Raw genomic sequence first — 21,979 nt, 5'->3', positions numbered from 1 at the left:
TCGCCCACCCCCCTCTCGGCACTGCCCGGTGGCAGCTCGCCGCGGTGATACCGGGCCAGCAGGTGGCGGCCTGCGCGGATCCGGTCTCGCACCCGGCGGACGTCACCACGGGCTGCAGTGAGGATCTGCTGCCGCTCGGCGTCGGTGTAGGCGAGCATCTTCGGCAGCGGTCGACGGTGCAGTCGGCCTTCGCAGACGGCCCGCCGGACTTCCGGCCGCAACGCGTCATCCTGCCGCATCAGCCTCCGCAACTTGTGGATCCGGTGATGGAACGTGGCTGGGGTCAGCGCCAGTCGGAAGGCAGCGATGTGCGCGATGGTGATCTCCTGTGGCCGGGCCGGCGGAGGCTGTGCCGTAGCCAGGACGGAAGCAAACGCCCTGACGACATCGAAGTAGCCGTTGGCCGTGCTGACCTTCTTGGCGCCGCCCCGTGGGCCGGTGGCACGGGCGAAGGCCGTGGCCAGCCACACCTGAAGTTCAAAGTTGAGCGGCAGGGTGGTGAAGTCGAAGGTCTTCGAGCGCCGACCGTTCTCCTCGGTGAAGAGCACCGTGCACGCCTTCGGCGTGATCACCAGCCGGTCGGGAGGCTCCCAGTCTCTTCCTGGCAGGACCTCCCTGCGGCCTCGCTCTCTCACCGCTCAGCACCCCCGCCGACAGCGAAGGCCGAGACGGACGCGGCCTGCAGGACCCGGCCGCTGTCGGCGGCTGCCTTGTGCAGCAGCGCATCGACGGCCGCCTGCTCTTCCCCGTCCAGCAGGGACAGGATGTAGTCCAACTGCAGCCCGGTGAACGGCTCCAAATACCAGTCCTTCGTGACCTCGGGGCTGCTGTGCCCCAGCAGCGTGGCCAGCTGGAACCACACATCTCCCAACTGCTCGCGCAGGTCGCGTCGCTCGCTATCGGTGAAGCCCTCCACCTGCTGGTTCCAGACGGCCGACAAGATCGTGAACCACTTCAAGGCGAAGGAATGCCTGGCCATATGGGGGCGAGCCCACAACGGACAGTCCTGTCCGTCGGTGCCGTGCGCGGCGGCCCACTGCTGGCGGATGCGCTCGTTGGCCCGCTGGAAGGTCTTCTCCCAGCCAGGGGCCTGCTTGGGCAGCCCGTCGTTGCCGAGCCAGAGCGCCAGCGGCTCCAGTCCGTCCTCGGTGCGACGGAACAACCATCTCCTTTCGTCCGGATCGAGCACATCCAGCGGCACCGGCGTGCGACCCGTCTCCGTCAGCAGATACAGACTCCGGCCCTGCCGGCTGTGGCCGGTGACCAGGGTCCACCCTCGCAGCCGGTCGTAGCGTCCGCGGCGGCGGGCCCGCTCGATCGCCTGGGCGCGCGATCCCTCCAGCGGGCCCATGTAGGCGGCGATGCCCTTGAGCACGCTGCGGGGGATCCGGTAGTTCCGTCCTGCCCTGCCACCCTTGATGCAGGCTGCGGCCAGCCATGCCTTCGGAAACCGGCCTGCCGCATCCCCCGTGGGCAGCTCGACGTCCAGGACGCTCGCCCACTCGGCCAGCCGGAGCCCGGTGCCGTATAGACCGTCCACGAACGCCGCATCGCGGTCCTCGTTGAATCCGCGCCACCCCTCCAGGCGGTGGCCGTCGAAGTCGTACCCCCGCAATCCGACATCCCGCCACTGCTCAAAAGCCGTCCGCAGCAGCCACTTCACCTGTCGGCGCGGTGAGCCCGCCGGGCGGGCGGGATCCCGTCGCGGGCCCGGCCCACTCCATTCCTGCGGGGCCGGTTCGACAGACCGTGTCGGCACCGGGTTCGCCACCCCGTACCGCTGCGAGGCCCAGGTGTAGAAGGTGTTCAGCCCCGCGCGATCGGTGTCGAATGACGTCGGCCGCACTCGGCCCATGTTGCGGTCGTCCGTGATCCGCCAGTGCTTGAAGGCATCGAAGTCTTCCGGAGCTGCCTCGTCCCAACGAGGTCCGTAGGCTTCGAGGAAGTCCAGCCACACCGCCAGAGAAAAGGCGTACCGCCGCCACGTTCGCGGCCGCCGCGAGGCGACCGGGCCGATCCGGAAGAACAGGTTGATCCGTGCGTCCGCCGTACCATCTGGCGCCATCAGAATCGGCGTGCCCTGGCGGGCCCCGTTCCTCCTCGCCCAAGTGTGTACGTCCCCGTGCACGCGGAGGTACTCGTCCGTGGCCGGACGAGTAAGCTCGAGGACGAGATCGAGCGGGCCGTCCAGCTCACCGACACCATGGCCCTCGACGACATCTCCGGATTCCGGGACCGTTACCGCGAAGCGCTGGAAGAGCTGATCGAGGCCAGGGCGGAAGGTCAGCAGCCCCCGGCGCCGGCCGAGGACGAGGAGCGGGAGGCCGGAAAGGTCGTGGACCTGATGGCCGCGCTGAACGCCTCGGTGAAGGCCGCCAGGAAGTCGCGCGGCGAGGATGCGACCGTCCACGAGATGCGCCCCCGCAAGCGGACAGCCACCAAGCAGATCGCGGCGAAGAAGGCGACCGCCAAAGAAGGTGACTGCCAGGAAGAGCACGGCCAGGAAAGGTACTGCCCGGAGGACGTCCGCGAAGAAGCGCAGCGCCTCCTGACGATGGAGGAACGCCCGGTGATGCCGTTGCCCCGGATCGCTCCCATGCTGGCGACCCCCGGCGTCCTGCCGGCCATGGACGACCGGTGGGCGTTCGAGGTGAAGTACGACGGTCAGCGGGCCACGGTCTACCTGCCGGGCGACGGCACCATGGCCGTGCGGGCGCGGTCCGGCGCGGACATCACCGCCGCCTACCCGGAACTCGGCGACCTGGGATCAGCCTTCGGCCGGCCCGCGATCCTGGACGGCGAGATCGTCGCATTCGATTCCGAAGGGCGCAGTGACTTCGAGCGGCTCCAGTCCCGGATGGGGCTGGCCGGCTCCCCGGAGAAGGCGGCCCGCATGGCCAGGTCGGTACCGGCCCATCTGGTGCTGTTCGACGCCCTTCACCTGGGGCGGAACAGCCTGATCCGGCTGCCGTACACCCGGCGCCGCACCGTGCTGGAAGACCTGGGCCTCGACGGGAAGCACTGGTCGACGCCGGCAGCGATCACCGGGCACGGCGCGCAGGCCCTGGAGATGACCCGTGCCGCGGGGATGGAAGGAGTGATTGCGAAGCGGCTCACCTCCGGGTACCAGCCGGGCGTGCGCTCCCGTGCGTGGATCAAGATCCGGCACGTGCACACCATCGATGTCATCGTCGGCGGATGGGTACCGGGCCGAGGCCGGCTCGCCGGTCTGCCCGGCGCCGTCCTGGTCGGCGAGCGCCACCGGGGCAGCCTGCGATACGCGGGGAGTGTCGGCACGGGATGGAGCGACAGGGAGCGCAACGCGATCGCAGAGCTTCTGCAGGCCGCCGAGATGGACGAGTGCCCGTTCGACAGGACACCGGACGTCACCGGAGCACGGTGGGTACTGCCACGCCTGGTCGGCGAGGTCCGCTACGCGAGCCGAACACGGGCCGGACTGCTCCGGCACCCTTCCTGGCACCGACTACGCCCCGACCTCGCACCGGACGACGTCGCGTGACCGGGCACGGTGCCTCGGCACCGGTCCGGCTTCGTACCGACCGGTGCGCCGCGGCCCCGTACGGAAGGTCCGTACGGGGCCGCGGCGACGGCGGGTCAGTTGGACTGTGCGGCCGCCTTCGCGGTGGCGGCGGGAGCCTTGTCCGTACCCGGTCCGCCGGTGAAACCGCGCAGCGGCACATGGCGGATGAACAGGGAGATCACGATGCCGACGGCGGCCGCGCCTGCGGCCCAGGTGAAGGCGGTGCCGATGCCGTCGCTCACGGCCTGGGCGAACGCGTGGCGCACGGTTTCGGGCAGGCCGCGCAGCGCTTCCGGCGTCATCTGCGCCAGCGTGCCGGAGCCGGCGGCACCGGCGGGGCCACCCGCCGCGGAGGTGAAGGAGTCGCTGAGGGTGTTGGTGTACAGGGCGCCGAGCACCGACACGCCGAGGGAGCCGCCCATGTTGCGCAGGAAGGTGGTGGCGCCGGTGGCGGCGCCCAGGTCACGCAGCGGCGCGCTGTTCTGGGCGATGAGCATGGTGGTCTGCATCAGGCAACCCATGCCCGCACCGAGGATCACCATGTAGAGAGAGGTGACGCCGCGCGAGGTGTCGGGGCCCATGGTCGCGAAGAGGCCGAGCCCGACCGTCATCAGAAGGATGCCCGCGATCGGCAGGGCGCGGTAGCGGCCGGTACGGCTGGTCAGGACGCCGCCGCCGAGGGAGAGCACCATTGCGGCGATCATCATCGGCATGAGCAGCAGACCGCTGTTGGTGGCGGAGGAGCCCTGGACGTACTGCTGGAACTGCGGCAGCAGCGTCATCCCGCCGAACATGGCGAAGCCGACGACGAAGCTGAGGGCGCCGGCGAGGCTGAAGTTGCGGTCGGCGAAGACCGACAGCGGCATGATCGGCTCCGCGGCGCGGCGTTCGACCATGACGAAGGCGACGAACGCCACCACGGTGACCGCGGCCAGGCCGATGATCGTGGCCGAGCCCCAGGCGTACTCGGTGCCGCCCCAGCTGGTGATCAGGACCAGAGTGGTGATCCAGACGGTCAGCAGTGCGGCACCGGTCCAGTCGATGCGCACCTTCCCGGAGGTGTTGCGGGGCAACTTGGCGAGCACGAACCAGCAGACCAGCAGGGCGACGACGCCCAGCGGCAGGTTGACGTAGAAGGCCCAGCGCCAGTTCAGGTTGTCGGTGATGAAACCGCCGGCCAGCGGCCCACCGATCATGGCGACCGGCATGACGGCCATCATCACGCCCTGGTACTTGCTGCGATCACGGGGCGGCACGATGTCGGCCATGGTCGCCATGACACCCACCATCAGACCGCCCGCACCCAGGCCCTGCAGAGCGCGGAACCCGATCAGCTCGCCCATGTTCTGCGACATGCCGCACAGCGCGGAGCCGATCAGGAAGATCGCGATGGAGGAGAGGAAGGTGACGCGGCGGCCGAGCAGATCGCCGAGCTTGCCCCAGATCGGGGTGGCGGCGGTGGAGGCGAGGATGTAACCCGTGGTCACCCAGGCCAGATGCTTCAGCCCGCCCAGGTCGCCCACGATCGTGGGCAGCGCGGGAGCCACGATCATGTTGTCCAGCATGGCCAGCAGCATCGCGATGACCAGGCCGCTCATCGTCACCATGATCTCGCGGTGGGTGAAGCGCGGCGGCGGGACGATCTCGGCCTCGGCCGATGCCGGTGCTGTTTGCGTCACAGCGAATGCCTTTCAGCGAAGTGCGTGCGTTCGTGCACGGAGAGCCGAATGAAGGGGTGGTACGAGGGTCGGCAGGCCGAGGGGGAAGCAGCGCCGCGCCTCCGTGACCAGCTCTTGCGCGGATCGAGGCTGCTTACCGGCCGGCTAGTAGATTACTTGCCGCCCGGTAAGTTGGCAAGCGAGGACCGCCGGGCCACGATGGCCGAGGCGCCCGGATACCGAGGCGCTCCACCGAAGGGAACGATGGCGATGGCAGGGCAGCGGCGGGGCAGCGACACCAAGGCCGAGATCCGCAGGGTGGCCATCGAATTGTTCACCGTGCAGGGGTACGAGGCGACCTCCCTGCGCGAGATCTCCGAACGCCTCGGCATCACCAAGGCCGCCCTCTACTACCACTTCAGCGGCAAGGAAGACATCGTCCGCTCGCTCTTCACCGAGTACTGGGACGCCCTGGACTCCATGGTCGCCTGGGCCCGGGAGCAGCCCCCCGGTCCGGACCTGCACAACCGCGCCGTCGACCGGATGGTCGACCTGGTCACCGGGGACGGCCTGCCCGCCATGCGGTTCGCGCTGGCCAACCCGCGGATCGCTCGCGACCTCCACCCCGGCCGGGAAAGCGCCTTCGAGCGGCTCACCGAACTCTTCGAGATCCTGTCAGGACCGGATGCCTCGGTGGAGCAATCACTACGGCTGCGCTCCGCACTGCTCAGCGTCAATATCGTGCTGCTGGCCGCACAGGGCCTGAAGGCGTCCGACGAGAAGATCGCCGAGGTCGCCCGGGACATCGCGCACCTGCTCCTCCCGCCGGCCGGTGCCCCCGGTACAGACGTCGGGCCGTGACGTCCGAGCGCATCCGCCGCGGTCGGCCCGGGCGGGATCGCCGGCGTCCGTCCGGGTGGCCGGCGGACGGTGCCACCCGCGGCTGCCGGCAGCGGCGCGACGCCCCAGCCGTGTCGCCGTGGCGAGAGCCGGGAATCGGTCGACGACGCCGGGCCGGTCCTGCCGGTCCGACGTGTTATCCCTTCTTGACCCGGGCGCGTACCGTGCGGCTCCCGCCCGTCCCGGGAAACACCACCATCACGCGTGCCACCGGCATCGGCACGGCACCGCGCACGAGGGCAGTCGGTACGCTCCCGTGCCCGGGCGTCCGCGCAGTCGTCACCGGGATCCCTCTGGCTCGCCTGTCATGCCTCGTCGACGCACAGGCAGAAGGGGTGTCCGGCAGGGTCGAACAGCACCCGGACGTTCTCCTGCGGCTGGAACTCCGCCACAGCGGCGCCCAGGGCGATCGCCTCGGCGACCGCTGAATCCAGATCGCCGACCTGGAAGTCGAAATGCATCATCGGGCGCTGTTCCGTGCCGACCGGGGGCCACACGGGGGCCCGGTAGCCGTCCGCTTGCTGGAACACGAAGAACGGGCCCTGCGGGGAGGCGGCGACAACGGCTGTTCCCGGCTCCTCATGCCCGACGTGCCAGCCGAGTAGTTCGGCGTAGAACTTCGCCAAGCCGCTCGGGTCGGGTGCCTCGATCGTCGTTCCCCACCACATACCCCCGGTTCGAGATCTCATCCGGGCAGTCTGCCTCGTCCTCACGTCGGCCGGTCCCGCTCGTCGATATCAGCATCGACCACGTCCGGACGATCGCGAGCCGGCGGTCGATTTCGCGCTCAGAAGCGGGAGATGCCGTGGCCCGTGCCGTCCGGTTCGGGGTGACGGTCGACGAGTTCGGGCTCCAGCCCCTCCCGGACGGCCGGGCGGTCCCGGCCGACATCGGCCCGCCACGCCTCGAACGCCCAGGCCGTGGAAGTCACCACGGCGAGACCGAGGAGCCAGCCACCCACCACGTCGCTGAACCAGTGGACGCCGAGCGCGACGCGGGTGAACCCCACGCCGATCACCGACAGAAGCGCGACACACCAGCACAGAGGACGCCAGGCACGCGGCACCGTCGGCAGCAGGACCAGCAGCACGACGGCGCACGAGGTGGTCGCGGTCATCGCGTGTCCCGACGGGAACGAGAAGCCGGGAGCCTGTGCGACCGGGTTCTCCAGGGACGGCCGGGCCCGCTCGACCACGGTCTTGACCAGCAGCCCGATCAGTCCGCCGGCGACTGCCGTCACCGCGGACCAGGCGGCCAGTCGCCAGGCCCGTCGGTACAGCAGCCAGACCGTCAGCAGTGCCACGGCGGTCCGCAGGGTGACCGGGTCCCAGACCCGGTCGGAGAGGAAGCGCAGCGTGGTGGTCCACGCGGGGTGGGCGACGGCGGCCTGATGGAGGCGGTTCGCGGCACCCGCATCCAGCCGGCGCAGCGGCGCCCACCGGCCCTCGACGAGGACCACCAGGAGGCCGAAGGGAACCGCCATGACCGCGGCCACGGCCACCGCGCCCAGCAGATGGACACCGAACCGGCGGTCGGCCGCACGGCGGCGGCTCTCGGTGAAACGTCGGACGGCGGCTCGCACCGGCATTCAGACTCCCGGGTCGGCTTGGATCGGACCTGGCACCAGGGCCCGCGACGCCTCCAGCTGGGCGGCGAAGGAGAGCCCGAGGAACAAGGCGATGGACGTCAGATAGGCCCACAGAAGCAGGGACATGAACGCGCTGAGCGGTCCGTACACCGTGTCGAAGGAGCCGCTCAGCTGGAGATACAGGCTGAGCAGCCAGGTCAGCAGGGTCCACAGCACCAGGTAGACGGCGGCGCCGAACGCCAGCCAGGTGTATCCGGGCTGCGCGCGCCGGGGCGAGCGCCGGAAGACCGCGCTGGCCGAGATGAGCGCGAGCAGCAGCCCGAACGGCCAGCGCAGTACATTCCAGGCGACCTGCGCACCCCCGTCGAGGTGGTACACGGTCACCGCGGCGCCGGCCAGGTCACCGCCGGCGACCATGACCACGAAACCGAGTCCGAGCGGCAGCCCGGCGCTGAGGGACATCACCAGGCCGCGCAGGTACTTGCGGTGGAAGGGCCGGTCGCGCTCGTTGCCGTAGATGCGGTTGGCCCCGCGTTCGATCTGGCACATCGCCGTCGTCACGTTGACCAGCGAGAAGATCAGCCCGAACCACAGGGCGAGCGCCGCGCCGTCGCCCGCCTCCTGGCGGCTGCGGTTCAGGGCGTCGTCCACGACCTCGGAGCTGGGACCGGCCGCCAGCTGCTGGATCGTCAGTTCAGCCATGCGGCCGATGCTCTCGGTGTGCATGGCCGACGAGAGGCCCACGAACGCGATGGCCATCGGGATGAGGGCGAGCACCGTCTGCAGGGCGAGCGCGCGAGAGTGGCTGAAGCCGTCGGCGTACCGGAATCGGATGAAGGAGTCGCGTATCAGCGGCCAGTGGCCGTAGCGGCGCAGCGACTGGAGCGCCTCGTCCGCCGACAGCTCGTCGCCCGACATGTCACGGGTCACCGGAACCTTGGTTGCGGTACTCACTCACGCCTCCCCGGCCGGCAGCATGACGGTCAAGGCGCCGGGTGCGACCGTCGCCGTGATGCGGTTCCCCGGGGAGACGGGATCGCCGTCCATCTCCCGCGGCTGAGTCGTGTCGAACGTCAACTCGGCCCGGCGGAAGGTGAAGTACTCGACGGGGAGGTTTCCGCCGTCGGTGTCGACCGTGTGGACGGACGGGCGCGGCATCCGTTTGCGGCCACGGAGGACCGTACCGAGAGCCTGCAGCCAGCCGGAGGGGCCGTGGGGGTCGAGGATCATGAGGTCCAGCACGCCGTCGTCGGGACGGGCGGCGGGCAGAAGGGTCGCGCCGCCCTGCACGGTGCCGACGTTTCCGACGAGGACCATGCGGGCCGTTCGACGCAGGGCGGGCGCTCCGTCGAGGCGGACGGTCAGCCGTACGGAGGGCGTGGTGAGGGTGGAGAGTCCGGCCAGGGCGTAGGCGGGCCAGCCGAGGGCCGACTTGGCGCGTTCGGCGGTCTTCTCCATGATCGCTGCGTCGAGTCCGGCCCCGGCCATGGCGGTGAAGTGGGTGCCGGGGAAATCGTCGCCCTCGATGCAGGCCAGGTCGATCCGGTGGGGGGAGCCACGGAGCGCGACGTCCAGCGCGTCGGTGGGGGTGAGGGGCAGGCCCAGGTTACGGGCGAGCAGGTTGCCGGTGCCGCAGGGCACCACGGCGAGCGGGACGCCGCTGCCCGCCAGGGCGTCGGCGACCGCGCGCACGGTGCCGTCGCCGCCGCAGGCCACGATCATTCGGGCTCCTTCACCGATCGCTCGGGACGCCTGTCCGGCACCGGGGTCGTCGGCCGTCGTCTCCACGAACTCCGGTTCCCGATGGCCGTGGCGTTCCAGGATCCGTCGCAGGTCCTCCCGGTCGTGGGCTCGGGTCACGGTCGGGTTGACGATGACGGTGACCGCGCCCGGGAGGCTTCCGGTGTGTTCGGACGCTCCGGACGTGGCACGGTCCGGCCGGTCCCCGGGGCGTCCGGTGCCGTCGCCCGTGCCGCCCTGCCCGGTGGGCGGAGCGGTCTCGGAGGCGCGGGCGAACAGGCTCCGCCCCACGATCAGCAGGGACAGACTGCCGTTGACGAGACCGCCGACGACGTCCGTGGGGTGGTGCATGCCCCGGTACAGGCGGGCGGTGGCGACCAACAGCGGCAGGAGCAGCAGCAGAACACCCACGACCCTGCGCCACGGGCCGCGCATCCGGGACAGGGCGAGGACGGCCAGTCCCGCGTAGAGCGCGGTGGCGGCGCCACTGTGGCCGGAGGTGTAGCTGGACGTCGGCGGAGAGGCGTCGAGCCGGTGTACGTCGGGACGCTGACGGTCCACCGACAGAGTGATGATCAGGAAGACGAGCGCCTGGAGCGAGACGGAGACGGCGAGGAACGCCGCCTGGCGCCACAGCGGTAGCCGGGGTATCAACACCAGACCCAGGCAGGCCAGAAGAGTGATGGCGATCACCGTCAGGGTGTCGCCGGCCTCGGAAGCGAAGAACGACAGGGCGGTGAGGCCGCCTGTCCGGACGCCTTCGAAGCCCTTGTCCACACGGTCTTCCACGGTCATCGGCCACATGCGGGCGGCGGGACCGGTGATCAGCAATCCGGCCCCCACCATCAACGCCGCCTGGCAGACGGTGAGGGCGGCGATGCGGCCGGTCGTGCGTCCGAGGCCGCCGGGCAGGGCGAAGTTCCGGCTCCCACGCCGTGTCCCGGTGCTGGAACCGGGCAGTTCGGCGGGTCTTTCCGGCACGGCGATCGGCATGGGGTGCTCCTCTGCGTGTGCGCCTGGCGGCGTCTGACGGCCGGTACGGCTTCTCTCCGTCCGACCCCGTGTGCCCCGGAACTCGCTCGGCAGACCCGCGAAGCACGGTGCGGCAGGAGGGCGCGCGGCGCCGCCTCAAGGTGCAGGACTCACTGCCGAGCAGGTGACGGGCGTCGGCGACGCGCCGGCGATGTTCCTGACCCGAGCTGCGCAGGGGACTTCGGCGAGGGCGGCGTGGATCTCTTCCGGCTCGGGCGGAGGCGGTACTCAAGAGCTCATCGTCAGCGGTCTGTCGATTGGCAGCGACCACCGGAAATTCCCCCGGACGACCAGTTGCGGATATTGCTGAGGGTGACCGCTCTCGGCTCGACCGGGCCCAGCTCTCCGTGTCTCCGTCCCCTTCACGACGATGCGGGGCCGCTCGCTCCCTCCGGGTGCGGTCAGGCTCGGTGCGCGGTCACCGTCAGCCGGCTGGTGGCGGTGAGCAGGTCGTCCAGCTGGAGTGAGTCGGCGGTCACGAGTCCCGTCGACACCCGCCGCTGCGGAAAACGGGAGTGCAGCCAGCGTCCGAGCCCGGATGCGTCCAGCGACCCTGGGGGCGCCTCGTCGCCCTTTCCGCCGCCCGATACACGCCACCGGGCCGGCCCGCCGAACACGGCCCGTTCCTGCCTCTCCAGCCACTTGACGAGAGCCCGCAGTCGACCCGCGTACGCGGTGGAGTGCACGGCGGGATCCAACAACGGCCGTGCCCAGCAGGAGAGTTCACTCGCCATGCCCTCGGCTTGGAGCGTGGGCGCGCGCGTGCGCCCGATACTCAGCCGTACGCTGCCGTGCTCTATCCGCACCACCCGCACCCGGCTGCCCGAGCCCACCACTCCGGACCCGGCCCACATCCCGAGACCGGCGAACGCTGACCTTTCCGGAACTCCTCCCGGACTCCAGACCCGCTCCAAGGCGGCGAGGGTCTCGGCGACGTCGTGCATGTTGCGGACGGCTATCTCCTCCACGACCCGCGGATCGCGGAGCAGCGCGGTGTCGGTCGCGAGCCGCTCGGCGGTCGAGACCAGCGAGACCACTGAGGTGGGGTTCCCGTTCGGGCGCAGCCGCGACTCCAGGGTGTCCAGACACACCCAGATGCCGTCGGGCCGGGTCAGCAGCCCGCCGGCGAGCGGCTGCGCGAAGGGCGTGTCCGACCCGCCGCGCGCGGGGATCGGATGAGGCAAGAGCGGCGACAACTGAGTGAGCCAGGAATCGAGTTCGGCGACGTCTCGTACGGGCGCCCCCAGCCGGACGCTGCCTCCCGGCTCGGCCTGCGCCCGCAGCAGCGGCGGGCCCGGCGGGCCCACGGGCACGGGCATGATCTCCACCGTCGGTGACGACAACTCGAGGCCGCGCGTTGTGGAGACGTACAGTGCTGCAACCCCGGCACCGCGGAACACATCCGCGAGCCCGGCGGCATCGAGCCCGGAGTGCAACTGTCTGCCGTACGGCTCGTCGGGCCACCGCACATCCCCGATGACCCGGAATCCGCCGTCGCCGACGAGACACCTGCACACCCACTCGATCCAGCCGCTGAGCGACCGCTCGCCGTCCCGCCAGACCAGCCCTCCGCCGCCCATGACTGCCCCCTGTATCGGATCCCGGCCACTCGCCGATGGCAGTGAACAGGGTGACCGCGAGCCGGTGGGTGGCGCAAGCGGCCAAGCCGCCCTTTCAACGCTGCTCCGGGGCCGGGGGACTGGGTGCAGATCTGCCGGCTGCTCTCCAGGAACAGGGGGCGAGAATTCGCCTATCCGCTATAGGAGGCGCCTGAACAGGGGCCATCGTCGGGATGCCCCGGCCCAACAGCGGGTGGGCCTGGATCCATATGAACCAACGCGTGCCTGATCTCCTGCGGGAGCTCATCGAGAACACCACGACGGGCACGCGAGCCGAGCGCCACGCTCAAAGGCTGTTCGAGGCCGTGCAGGCCCTGATCCGCACCGGCCGGAGCCACAGCTCCGTGGCCCGGGAGCTCCGCCTGAACCGCCGGACCGTCGGCAAGTACGCCCGTGCCCACACCTGGCAGGAGTTGGTGCGTCGCCCGCCCCGCTAGCCCTCCAGCCTGGATCCCTACCTCGACTACCTGCAACAACGCTGGGACGAGGGGCAACACAGCGCGAAGATCCTGCATGAGGAACTGCAATCCAAGGGCTATCTCGGCCACTACCAGCGGGTGAAAATGGCCGTCGCACCTCTGCGGCGCGGCCTGCCCCTGGACGAGCCACGCGAGCGACCGCCCTCCCCACGTGAAGCTCGCGCCGTCGCCGACCGCGAGCATCGGGTCGCGCATACCGCGCCGACGGCAGTCCCGCAGCAGTTCCGCCCAGGACTCCGTCGATTCGCGCAGGGGCGGTTCGGATTCGGCCCCGGTCGGTGCGAGTTCCGCGATGACCTTCCGAGTCGTGGCGAGTTCCGCTAGGTGCGCCCCGGCCTCGACCAGGGCGGCGGTCAAGTGCTCGATCTGGTCGCGCAGTTCACCGGCCCGAGTGGTGGCCTTGTTCTGCCGGGCCTGGAGGTCCACCAGGAATTGCTGCGGCGCCCTCCGCGGCTGGACACTACTGGCCTCCGGTGCCCGCTGACCGCCACTTCGCGCACCTGGGGAAGCGGCGGGCGGTCCGCCGGCCGCCGGACGGCCCGGCGGCCATACGCGGCGAGGTGCTGTGTGCCACTGAGCGCCGAGTCCACGAACCCTGAAGTCCGAGTCAGAGAGACCGGCGGGACAGGGAGCCGATACGCCCCAGGAGATCACGCAAGGTCACCAACAGGCTGGCTTCCTCGGGGAGCCAGCGACAGTTGAACACACGAGCTCACCAGGGGCCGGCTACAGATCCGCAATCCAGGGATGCCCCGGGTGTACGCGGTCGAGTAGCTCGGTCAGGGTCTCGCGCTGAGCCGGGGTCATGTGCGGGACGGTCGCGTCGAAGTCTGGATCCTTTCGACGGGCGTGCTTGGCCTTGAACAGCAGGACCAGTTCGGGTGCCAGGTACGGGATGCCGTCTCGGGTGTGGTTGATGATGTCGCTGTAGGGAAGCCGGATCCTCTCATCGCGTCGGCAGATCCAGATGTCGCCGTCGTGCGGTTCGCGGAACACGTCGAGCAGGTAGTTTCCGGTGACCGGATCGCGGAGCCATGTCTGATGTACGGCGGCCAGCACCTCCGGTGTGGCGTCCTCCCAGATCCGGCCGCTGCCTGCCGCGTCGAAGACGTATCCGGGGAAGCGGTAGCGGACCTCGGGAAAGCTCGCGGCCGGAATCGCGATCTCGATGTCTCCATGAGCGCGCGTCTGCCTGCCGCGGAACAGGTCCAGCGCCCAGCCCGCGGCCACGTACCACGGCGTGCCGATCCCGGCCAACTGCTGCGCGACCTCACTGGGGGTCCAGCTGGATGACCACCTGGCGTGGAGGGCTTCGATCTCGTCGGGTGACAGCTCAGTGCCGCCGCTGGGCAGTTGCTCGCTCACCGCAGGAATCTATCAGGGGACTCGAAGGCCGCTGGCCGTGGTCGATGAGGCGACCAGCGAGACCTGGAGCGGTACGCCGCTGGCGATCACACAAGGTCACCAGCCGGGTGGACTGCACGGCGAACTGGCGACAGTTGAATACGCGAGCCCACCAGTATCAACCCCCGAACACGACACGGTCACCAGTCGCATCGGTCACTGTGATCGACGTACCGGAGTCGAGCGGTTCAGCCTGGACGAGCGGGCGTTCGGGACCGAGAGATCAACTGATCGATTCAGCACGAGATTGGTCTGGTGGCTTGGAAGTTGAGTGTTGGGTCGGCAGGATTTTGCCGGGTGCCTTCTGATCTTGTGCCTGCTCCCTGGAAGCCGAAATCTGTGCATGGGTCAAAGAGTGGAACGAAAACCCAACACCGTCCATCTGGACCGAGAGGCAGAGGAATCCTCTACTCCCTCGCCCGCTTCTGCCAACGAATCTCCGGCGCAGGACAGTAGCTTTGATTCGTCTTCGGGGATTACCCATTCCACACTGAGGTTCGGGCGCCCTTCCGGGTTCTCCGCAGTGCGGGCAACCGTTAGATGGCGTGAAGTGTCGGCGTGGGATGTCTCCCCCCAAGGAGGGTCGATAGCGTCAGAAAGATGAAGCCCCGCCAGTTTCGTCCCAGCAGGGCTTCTGGTCGGCCACCGAAGTCACCGACCCCACCACGAAGATCACCGGGACCACCTACGACAGCCTCGGGCGTGGCACCCAGGTCTGGCTGCCCCACCGGCTGCGTATTCTCGGCGCCACACCGAACCACACCTACGACTACCACCCGCTCAAGGGCACCGCGCCCTGGCCTCCACCAGCAACCTCGGACCGACAGCCTCAGGCTTGCACCACCAGCCACACCATCTAGATACCGGGACGTAAGCTCGCCGAGCTCAAAGGCGACAGGCCTTATTTATTCACAACGAAATTCTGCTCCCAGGGCTTGAATAACCGCCCCGAGCCCCGGACCGCGGTGTACCCAAGCCTGCTCGCGAGAGCCGTGGAGGCATCGTGTGTCGCATGTCTCAGGCGAAATATCTTCATTTGTCGCACATAAATTTCAATACTTATCCGGGTACGAGCAAATCGGCGAAGTCAGGGAGTCCTCACTCGTCATGCATACCCTCATACACGCATGGGACGCGATCTACTCGTCCTGGCGCCAATTGCACTGGTACGGGGTGGCCGTCGGCTCTCTCCTCGGTATCAAGCTGCTCCTGTCCATCCGCCGGCGCCGCAGTCCCGGGCTCACGTTCAGGAAAACGACCCACCAGCTTGACATTCACGGGGTCGTCACGGTGTACAACGAATCCCCGGCAATGCTGAGGCGCTGTCTGGAATCGATCCTCGCGCAGACCCTGCCGCCTCAGTCCTTGACGGTGATCGACGACTGCTCCGCCGACCAGTCCGCCGCTGCCCTCATCGGGGAGATGCGCCCGGAGTTCGACCGGGCCGGAATCCGTCTCGGCTTCATCCGGTTCCCCGACAACCGCGGCAAGCGCCACGGACTCGCCGCAGGCTTCCGGCAGGGTCCGCTCGCGGACGCGTATCTGTGCATCGACTCCGACACGGTGCTCGACAAGCACGCCGTCGCCGAACTCGCCGAACCCTTCGGGGAGCGCCGTGTCCACTGCGTCACCGGGTTGGTCCTCGCCCACAACCGCGACACCAACCTCCTCACGCGCCTTATCGACATGCGGTACGTCAACGCTTTCCTCGGCGAACGGGTCGCCTACTCCCGTCTCGGTTCCGTCCTGTGCGCCTGTGGCTCCCTCGCGATGTACCGGGGATGGGTCATCCGCAAGAATCTCGACGACTTCCTCGACCAGCGCTTCCTCGGGCGCCCCGCGACCTTCGGCGACGACCGGCGCCTCACGTACTACTGCCTCACCGAGGGCAAGTCCCTCATCCAGCCGTGCGCTGTCGGCTACACCGACGTCCCGGAACGTCTTGGGCACTACATCCGCCAGCAGGTCCGCTGGGGCAAGTCCTTCATCCGCGAAGGGTTCCTGCTCTTTGCCAAGTTCCGGCTGGGCCGTACGTACTGGTGGCTCAATCTGATCGAGCTCGTCACCTGGGTTGCCTTCACCGCGGCCATGATCACCGCTCTCGTGGCCATCGCGCTGCATCCGACCGGTTGGGCCCTGCTCGCCAGCTACGTCGGCTACATGTGTGTCATGTCGTGGGTGCGCTCCATCCACTACCTGCGCGGCGCCGCCATGGTCGGGCTCGTCGACCGCGTGCTGACCTTCCTCGCGGCTCCGCTCTACGCGCTGCTCAACATCGGGCTGCTGCTGCCGCTGCGCCTGTGGTCCCTGGCGACCCTGCGCCGCACCAAATGGGGCACCCGCAGCAAGATCGAGGTCGGCGTGGACATCGAAGCCCCCGAGGGCCGCGGCGGCGCTCCGGCCGCGTCCCCCGCGATCCCCCACCAGGCTTGGGACGGTGCCGCGAACTCACGGAGCGGGCCCGCGTACAGCCTGGACGACGGGGTCGCACGGCCGGCCTTCGACTTTCCCGGCTCCCAGGCGCAGGTGGTCCAGTAGGCGCCGCTCGACTCGGCGCCGGGGCCGTCCGAAGGCCGCCACATGCGGGATTCCGCACACGCCGGGCGACCCGCTGCGACGGCGGTGCGACGGAGAGTGCCGCCGTTTCCCTTCCTGAGCGTTCAGGCGGGCGCACTCACGGAGGACGGCGCCGGCCTCCGCCACCGTCACCCGCACCGGTCCCGGTACCGCCCCTCCACCTGCCCTGGGAGCCTTTGTGGGCACTGCCCGCCCTACTGTCCGCCCTGCCCGTCCCGATGACCGCAGGCCCCGGCGTCGTGCGTGGACCGTGTTCAAGACGCTGCTCCTGGTGATCGCCGTGGCCACCAGTGGCCTCGCGTTCTATCCCCGGTGGCGTGCCACGCATCAAGCGCCCCCGCAGCTCACCGTCCGGTACAAGGCCGGGAGCCCTGCCACGACCGTGGTGGCCCAGCCATGGCTGGAGGTCGTCAACACCTCGGGAAAGAGGGTGCTCCTGTCCGACGTGACGATTCGCTACTACTTCACCGGAGACGGGGCCTCCTCGTACGCGTTCAACTGCGTCCAGGCCGCTGTCGGCTGCTCGAACATCGCCGGGGAGACCGTCGCGTCGGCCGATCCCACCACCACCGCCGACCGCTACCTCCAGATCGGCTTCACGACGGGCGCCGGCAGCCTGGCCCCCGGCGCCAAGAGCGGAGCCATCGGACTGCAGCTGTACCGCCCCGACGGCAGGAGACCGGACCAGCTGGACGACCGTTCGTTCAATGCCGCTGACACCACCTTTCAGGCGTCGAGGACGGTGACCGCATACCTGCGCGGTGCGCATGTCTGGGGGGACGAGCCCACCGGCCCTGCCGGCTCCACCGGCCGCGCCGCTGCGTCCGCACAGGACTCGTCCGTCCCCCGCCCGAGGCCTGCCCACCCGCGCGGGATCGTGTTCGACGACTTCCACTACAGCGGCCCCGACGATCCCGCGCTCCACGCGCACGGCTGGCTGGTCCGCACCAGCCCGGGCGGTCCAGGGATCCACGACACATGGTCGGCCGCAGGCGTCAGTTTCCCGGCCGAGAAAGCCGCTGTGGGCGGCCAGGTCCTGCAACTGCGGGCCAGCACCGACGGGACAAAGGCGAGCACCAAGCAGGCCGAGGTCCAGAGCAGCGGCACCAACTTCCTCACGGGGACCTACGCCGCCCGGATCTACTTCAACGACAGGCCCACGAGCGGTCGCAACGGCGACCACGTCAACGAGTCCTTCTACACGATCTCGCCCAACAACTCTCGCTACAGCGAACTCGACAACGAGTACATGCCGAACGGAGGCTGGGGTGCGCCGGGCCCCAGACTCGACACCACGAGCTGGTACAGCGCCGACGCCGGGGACCGGGTCACACACAAACTGGTCTCCAGCCTTCAGGGCTGGCACACCGTGGTGATCACGGCCGTGCACGGCGCGGCCACCTACTCGGTGGACGGCCACAAGCTGTTCAGCAGCGGCGGCAAATACTTCCCACACCAGAACATGTCCATCAACTTCAACACCTGGTTCGTGGACCTCCCCTTCACGGGTCCGCGCGCCTGGGACATGCGGGTCAACTGGTTCTACTACAAAGCCGACAAGGCCCAGTCCCTGGCAGATGTGCAGAAGGCTGTGAACGACGTCCACGACAGCGGCACCCATTACGTGAACACCGTCCCCGGGCACTGCCCCTGTTTTCCGGACCGCCCTGATCAGCGAAGCGACCGGCCGTGACTCGGGTACCTGCCAACCGTGCTCGACGACCACCCGGTGCCAGGCCGGGAGACCAGGACCGTCGCCGGCCGGGCACCGGTCGCCGGGCCGGAGGTCACTTCCGGGTGCCGTCTCCGGTCACGCTGTCCGTGGCCGCCCCGCCGGTGGTCTCGACCGGGGTCAAGGCCCTGGACAGTTCGTTACCGGCCAGGGCGATGTCCGTGGAGCGGGCCCCACTGACCTTGAGGTACACGTCGGTGCCCCGTGGGGCGCGGGAACCGCTGAAGAAGGCGTCCCGGGTGTCCCTCAGGTCCAGCAGGGCGGTGCCCGGCCCGGGGCCCGTTCCGTCCAGTGTGTCCACCGAGAGGTCGATGACGTCGTCCGCGACCAGCAGCGGGCGGGGATCGGGCACGGTGGTACGGATCTCGGTGCCGGAGATCCGTACCCCGCGGGCATGGCGGACGTAGAGGCCGTAGGCGGGCAGACGGCCGAACATCCTGGCTTCCGGGTACTCGGCCACCTCCTCGGGGATGTCCCGCTCGACCCACTCGCGGCGGCCGCCCTCGTCCGTGTCGATGCGGATCCGGGAGAGGACGACGTCCTCGACGGGCTGCTCGGCGAGCCCGGTGATCGATGAGGTGAGGATCGTTCCGGTGGCATCGATGCCGGAGATGCGGACCCGGCGCAGACGGCCGGGTACCGGGTCGGGCTGCCCCCATCCGCGATTGCCGAGCCGGATGAAGAAGGGGGTACGGGTGTTGCGCATCCGGATGTCCGAGACGGTGACACCGTCGACCCAGCCACCGTCGACCATCTCGATGGCGATGCCGGAGATGACACGCTCGTTGAGCGGCACATCGCCGTTGTGGATGACCGAGTTGGTGAACGTGATGTCCTCGAAGCCGCCCCGGGTGGCGGTGCCCAGCTTGAACGCGTTGCAGCAGCAGGACAGGACGCAGTTGGTGATGACGACGTTCCGGGTGACCCTGAGGTCACCGTAGGGGTTCTCGCTCTTCAGGCAGATCGCGTCGTCGCCGGTCTCGATGTCGCAGTCGGCGATGAACACGTTCTGGCAGGCGGTCGGGTCGATGCCGTCGGTATTGATGCCGTCGATCGGGTTGCGGATGACGACGGAGCGGATCATCACGGTGTCGCAGGCGATGGGGCGCAGCGTCCAGCCCGGCGAGTTGCGCAGGGTCACGCCCTCGATGCGTACGTTCCGGCACTCGGCGATCTCGACCATGGGTGAGGGGCGGTCGTTGTTGCCGACCGGCTTCCAGTTGTGGGTGACGACGTCGGCCCAGAACCGGTCCGGAGGGGTGGCCGGCCGGCCGGACGGTTCCCAGAATGCCGGGCCCTGACCGTCGATGGTGCCTGCACCGGTGATGGCGATGTCGGTGGCGCCGCGGGCGAACACCAGATGCCGCTGGCCCGCGTCGCAGTCCGCGGGCGGTCCCTCGTGCGGCGGGTAGTCCGCGAGGTCCGTGCTGCCGAGGAGGATCGAGCCGGCCTCCAGATGCAGGGTGACCCGGCTCCTGAGCTCGATGCCGCCGGACAGATAGGTACCGGGTGGGAGGAGGGCGACGCCACCGCCCGCGGCGTGCGCCGCGTCGATTGCCGCCTGGATCGCCACGGTGTCCTTCGTACGGCCGTCGGCCACAGCCCCGAAGCTGTCCACGGAGAACACCGGCGGTCTCCCCGCCTGCCGGTGGTCCCGGCCCGGCGAATGCGCCATGGCGGCTCCCCGCTGGGACACGGTCATGCTGCCACCACCTTTGCGACCACGGCCCCGAACGGTTCCAGCACGATCTGCTCCGTGAGATCCCGCCCGTCCAGTACGTCCTCCAGGCGGCAGCCGGCCCCGTCCGGATCCGGGTGCGCGACGACCGTGTCGCCGGAGACGTTGACCAGCCATGCGTACCGCTGTCCCGAGGAGTGCACCAGGCCGTCGACATGCACCCGGGGATCGTCCACGGTGAGGAAGGGGCGCACGCCCGCCTGCGCCGCCAGGGCGCGGTAGAGGCGGTGTACGTCGTCGTCGCGGTGCGCGTCCGGTGTCGCGGAGCCGAAGAACTCCACGGGGTACGTGGCCAGATACACCGCGCCCCTGCCGTGGTCGCGCCGTACCAACGCCGGGCGGCCCCGCCCGTCCCGGGCGACCACGACGCACTCTGCGGTCTCCTCGTCCAGCGGCAGCATGGCCCGGGCGTCGGCCGGTCCGGAGACCGGGAAGCGCAGTGTGTCCCCCGCCTTGAGGTCGCCCAGTGGCTCGGTGAACTCCCAGGTGACGACCGGATCGACTGCCTCGTTCAAGCCGTATCGGAGTGTGTGTGAAGCGCCGATCAGCCGCTCGACGGGAGGCCACCAGGCGCCGCGGTGGGAACCGCCCGCGCCGGCGAACCAGGACAGGTAGACGTGGCTGCCCTCGCGGGCCCAGTCCGTCAGCAGCTCGAAGGTCGGTGCGGTCAGCAGCTTGTTGGACGGGACGAGCACCAGCCCGGTGCGACGCGGCGCGTCCAGCTCACGGCTCAGGGCCGGGGCGAGGTCGGCGGCCTTCGCCGAGAGGTACGCGTGGTGGCTCACCGTCGCGATCGCGGTCCGTTCCGCGACCGACACCCGGGGATGCTCCTCCAGGTGGGACGGGATCAGGATCGAGGTCTCGGTGTCCGGGCGGACGCAGTTGTCGAAGTCGACCGCGTCGAGGAGGCGCCGGAACGTGCTGATCTCGGCCAGGGCGGGCTTCGGCGTGCCGTCGGAGCGGGTGATGCCGAAGCCCAGCTCGAAGGGGCGGTGTCGGTAGGGGTCGACGGACTCCAGGGAGAAGTCGGTGTTGTTCCAGGCGAGCCAGCCGGTGGCTCCGGCGAGCAGCGTGTGGTGCAGCACCTGACGGTAGTAGTGGGCGGCGTTGCGCTCCGAGGAGAGCGCCGCGGAGACGCCGAACTCCTCCATCACCACCGGCTTGCCGAAGTGACTCATCTCGCAGGCCCATGCCGCCGCGGTGTGCACCCGTACCTGGTCGTCGCCCATCGGGTAGGTGTGCGGGCCGACGAAGTCGACCAGGTCGTCCTGGCGCCGGATCCGGAAGCCGTTGTCCTTGCCGGTGGTCTCCATCGTCCAGGCGCCGTCGCCCAGCGACACCGGCAGCCGGGAGCCGCCGGCCCGTACGGCCTGGGTGCAGATCAGGCCCCAGGCCCGGACCTCGTCGGGAGTGGCCGGTCCCGCGAAGATCGGGAACTCGTTGCTGATCAGCCAGCCGGCGACCGCGGGGTCCGCGCCGATCCGCCGGACGATCTCCCGGATGAAGAACGCCTGCTGGCCCAGCATGAAACCGTTGGTGTAGAGGTTGCGGCCCTCCCGCCACGGCACGTCCCAGTCCTCGCCGGACATGTGTCCGACCAGGAAGGTGGGAATGGTGGGCATCCCCATCTCCGCGCTGGTCCGCAGGAATTGCCGGTACCGCTCGACGAAGTCCTCGTCGATCCGGTCGGGTTCAGGGTGGAAGTCCGGCCAGAACAGGAACGACCGGGTCACGTTGGTTCCGTGCTCGCGCAGGGTGCGCAGTTCCTCGCGGACGACCTCGTCGTCGTAGTCCCGCCACATGAAGAGGCTGCCGTGCCGTGACCAGTAGTTCGCTCCGAGCCAGAGGCCGGCATCGAGCCTGGGAGCCGGCCGTGGCACAGCGGTGCTGCTGCCGGCCTGGGGGGTGGGGCGGGAACTGGAGTCGGTCATCTGCTCTCCGTTTCGTCAACTGGGTGCCCGACCCGGGGTC

General features: G+C 69.5%; 15 protein-coding genes. 5 read left to right on the top strand and 10 right to left on the bottom strand.

Annotation, left to right across the window (positions count from 1 at the left end; translation table 11 throughout):
- Positions 1 to 631: 631 nt before the first annotated feature.
- Positions 632 to 2,065 (bottom strand): integrase, encoded by a 1,434-nt coding sequence (locus tag ACFVXE_RS20135; RefSeq protein ID WP_389672713.1) that lies wholly within the window; start codon positions 2,063 to 2,065, stop codon positions 632 to 634.
- 507 nt (positions 2,066 to 2,572) lie between these two features.
- On the opposite strand from ACFVXE_RS20135, the gene ACFVXE_RS20130 reads away from it, so the two are divergent.
- Positions 2,573 to 3,520: an ATP-dependent DNA ligase gene (locus ACFVXE_RS20130; protein ID WP_389672736.1), complete on the top strand. Its 948-nt coding sequence runs from the start codon at positions 2,573 to 2,575 to the stop codon at positions 3,518 to 3,520.
- Positions 3,521 to 3,615: 95 nt separating this feature from the next.
- Here ACFVXE_RS20130 and ACFVXE_RS20125 read toward each other — a convergent pair whose 3' ends face one another.
- Positions 3,616 to 5,220, bottom strand: coding sequence for an MDR family MFS transporter (locus tag ACFVXE_RS20125; RefSeq protein ID WP_389672712.1), 1,605 nt, complete (start codon positions 5,218 to 5,220; stop codon positions 3,616 to 3,618).
- A gap of 249 nt (positions 5,221 to 5,469) precedes the next feature.
- Between ACFVXE_RS20125 and ACFVXE_RS20120 the strand changes: the two genes are divergently transcribed.
- Entirely contained in the window at positions 5,470 to 6,060 is a 591-nt protein-coding gene (locus ACFVXE_RS20120; protein ID WP_389672711.1) for a TetR/AcrR family transcriptional regulator, read from the top strand.
- Positions 6,061 to 6,404: 344 nt separating this feature from the next.
- Here the strand turns inward: ACFVXE_RS20120 and ACFVXE_RS20115 are convergent, their stop codons facing one another.
- From ACFVXE_RS20115 to ACFVXE_RS20095, 5 genes are all read right to left on the bottom strand, one after another.
- The gene (locus ACFVXE_RS20115) at positions 6,405 to 6,788 is read right to left on the bottom strand and encodes a VOC family protein (protein WP_389672710.1); all 384 of its coding nucleotides are present in this window, start codon (positions 6,786 to 6,788) and stop codon (positions 6,405 to 6,407) included.
- A 98-nt stretch (positions 6,789 to 6,886) separates the two neighbouring features.
- Positions 6,887 to 7,687: a phosphatase PAP2 family protein gene (locus ACFVXE_RS20110; protein WP_389672709.1), complete on the bottom strand. Its 801-nt coding sequence runs from the start codon at positions 7,685 to 7,687 to the stop codon at positions 6,887 to 6,889.
- Complete coding sequence (locus ACFVXE_RS20105; RefSeq protein ID WP_389672708.1) at positions 7,688 to 8,641, bottom strand: YihY/virulence factor BrkB family protein; 954 nt, start codon at positions 8,639 to 8,641, stop codon at positions 7,688 to 7,690.
- Positions 8,642 to 10,420 (bottom strand): diacylglycerol kinase family protein, encoded by a 1,779-nt coding sequence (locus ACFVXE_RS20100; RefSeq protein WP_389672706.1) that lies wholly within the window; start codon positions 10,418 to 10,420, stop codon positions 8,642 to 8,644.
- 440 nt (positions 10,421 to 10,860) lie between these two features.
- Positions 10,861 to 12,039: a hypothetical protein gene (locus tag ACFVXE_RS20095; RefSeq protein WP_389672704.1), complete on the bottom strand. Its 1,179-nt coding sequence runs from the start codon at positions 12,037 to 12,039 to the stop codon at positions 10,861 to 10,863.
- 260 nt (positions 12,040 to 12,299) lie between these two features.
- Between ACFVXE_RS20095 and ACFVXE_RS20090 the strand changes: the two genes are divergently transcribed.
- The gene (locus ACFVXE_RS20090) at positions 12,300 to 12,515 is read left to right on the top strand and encodes a hypothetical protein (protein ID WP_389672740.1); all 216 of its coding nucleotides are present in this window, start codon (positions 12,300 to 12,302) and stop codon (positions 12,513 to 12,515) included.
- 768 nt (positions 12,516 to 13,283) lie between these two features.
- Here ACFVXE_RS20090 and ACFVXE_RS20085 read toward each other — a convergent pair.
- Positions 13,284 to 13,922: a nucleotidyltransferase domain-containing protein gene (locus ACFVXE_RS20085; RefSeq protein WP_389672702.1), complete on the bottom strand. Its 639-nt coding sequence runs from the start codon at positions 13,920 to 13,922 to the stop codon at positions 13,284 to 13,286.
- Between the two features lie 1,146 nt (positions 13,923 to 15,068).
- On the opposite strand from ACFVXE_RS20085, the gene ACFVXE_RS20080 reads away from it, so the two are divergent.
- Both ACFVXE_RS20080 and ACFVXE_RS20075 read left to right on the top strand, forming a co-directional pair.
- Positions 15,069 to 16,499, top strand: a complete 1,431-nt coding sequence (locus tag ACFVXE_RS20080) for a glycosyltransferase (RefSeq protein WP_389672701.1) — start codon at positions 15,069 to 15,071, stop codon at positions 16,497 to 16,499.
- A gap of 289 nt (positions 16,500 to 16,788) precedes the next feature.
- The gene (locus ACFVXE_RS20075) at positions 16,789 to 18,231 is read left to right on the top strand and encodes a cellulose binding domain-containing protein (protein ID WP_389672699.1); all 1,443 of its coding nucleotides are present in this window, start codon (positions 16,789 to 16,791) and stop codon (positions 18,229 to 18,231) included.
- Positions 18,232 to 18,325: 94 nt separating this feature from the next.
- Here the strand turns inward: ACFVXE_RS20075 and ACFVXE_RS20070 are convergent, their stop codons facing one another.
- Together ACFVXE_RS20070 and ACFVXE_RS20065 are read right to left on the bottom strand one after the other, a co-directional pair.
- Positions 18,326 to 19,972, bottom strand: coding sequence for a glycoside hydrolase family 28 protein (locus tag ACFVXE_RS20070; RefSeq protein ID WP_389672697.1), 1,647 nt, complete (start codon positions 19,970 to 19,972; stop codon positions 18,326 to 18,328).
- On the bottom strand, positions 19,969 to 21,939 hold the full coding sequence (locus ACFVXE_RS20065; RefSeq protein ID WP_389672695.1) for a beta-mannosidase: 1,971 nt from the start codon (positions 21,937 to 21,939) through the stop codon (positions 19,969 to 19,971). Before ACFVXE_RS20065 ends, ACFVXE_RS20070 begins: the two co-directional genes overlap by 4 nt.
- Positions 21,940 to 21,979 lie beyond the last annotated feature (40 nt).

Source organism: Streptomyces sp. NPDC058231, from assembly GCF_042882275.1.
Lineage (GTDB): Bacteria > Actinomycetota > Actinomycetes > Streptomycetales > Streptomycetaceae > Streptomyces.
The sequence above is the reverse complement of the archived record's forward strand: the minus strand, read 5'-3'. Positions and strand labels throughout refer to the sequence as shown.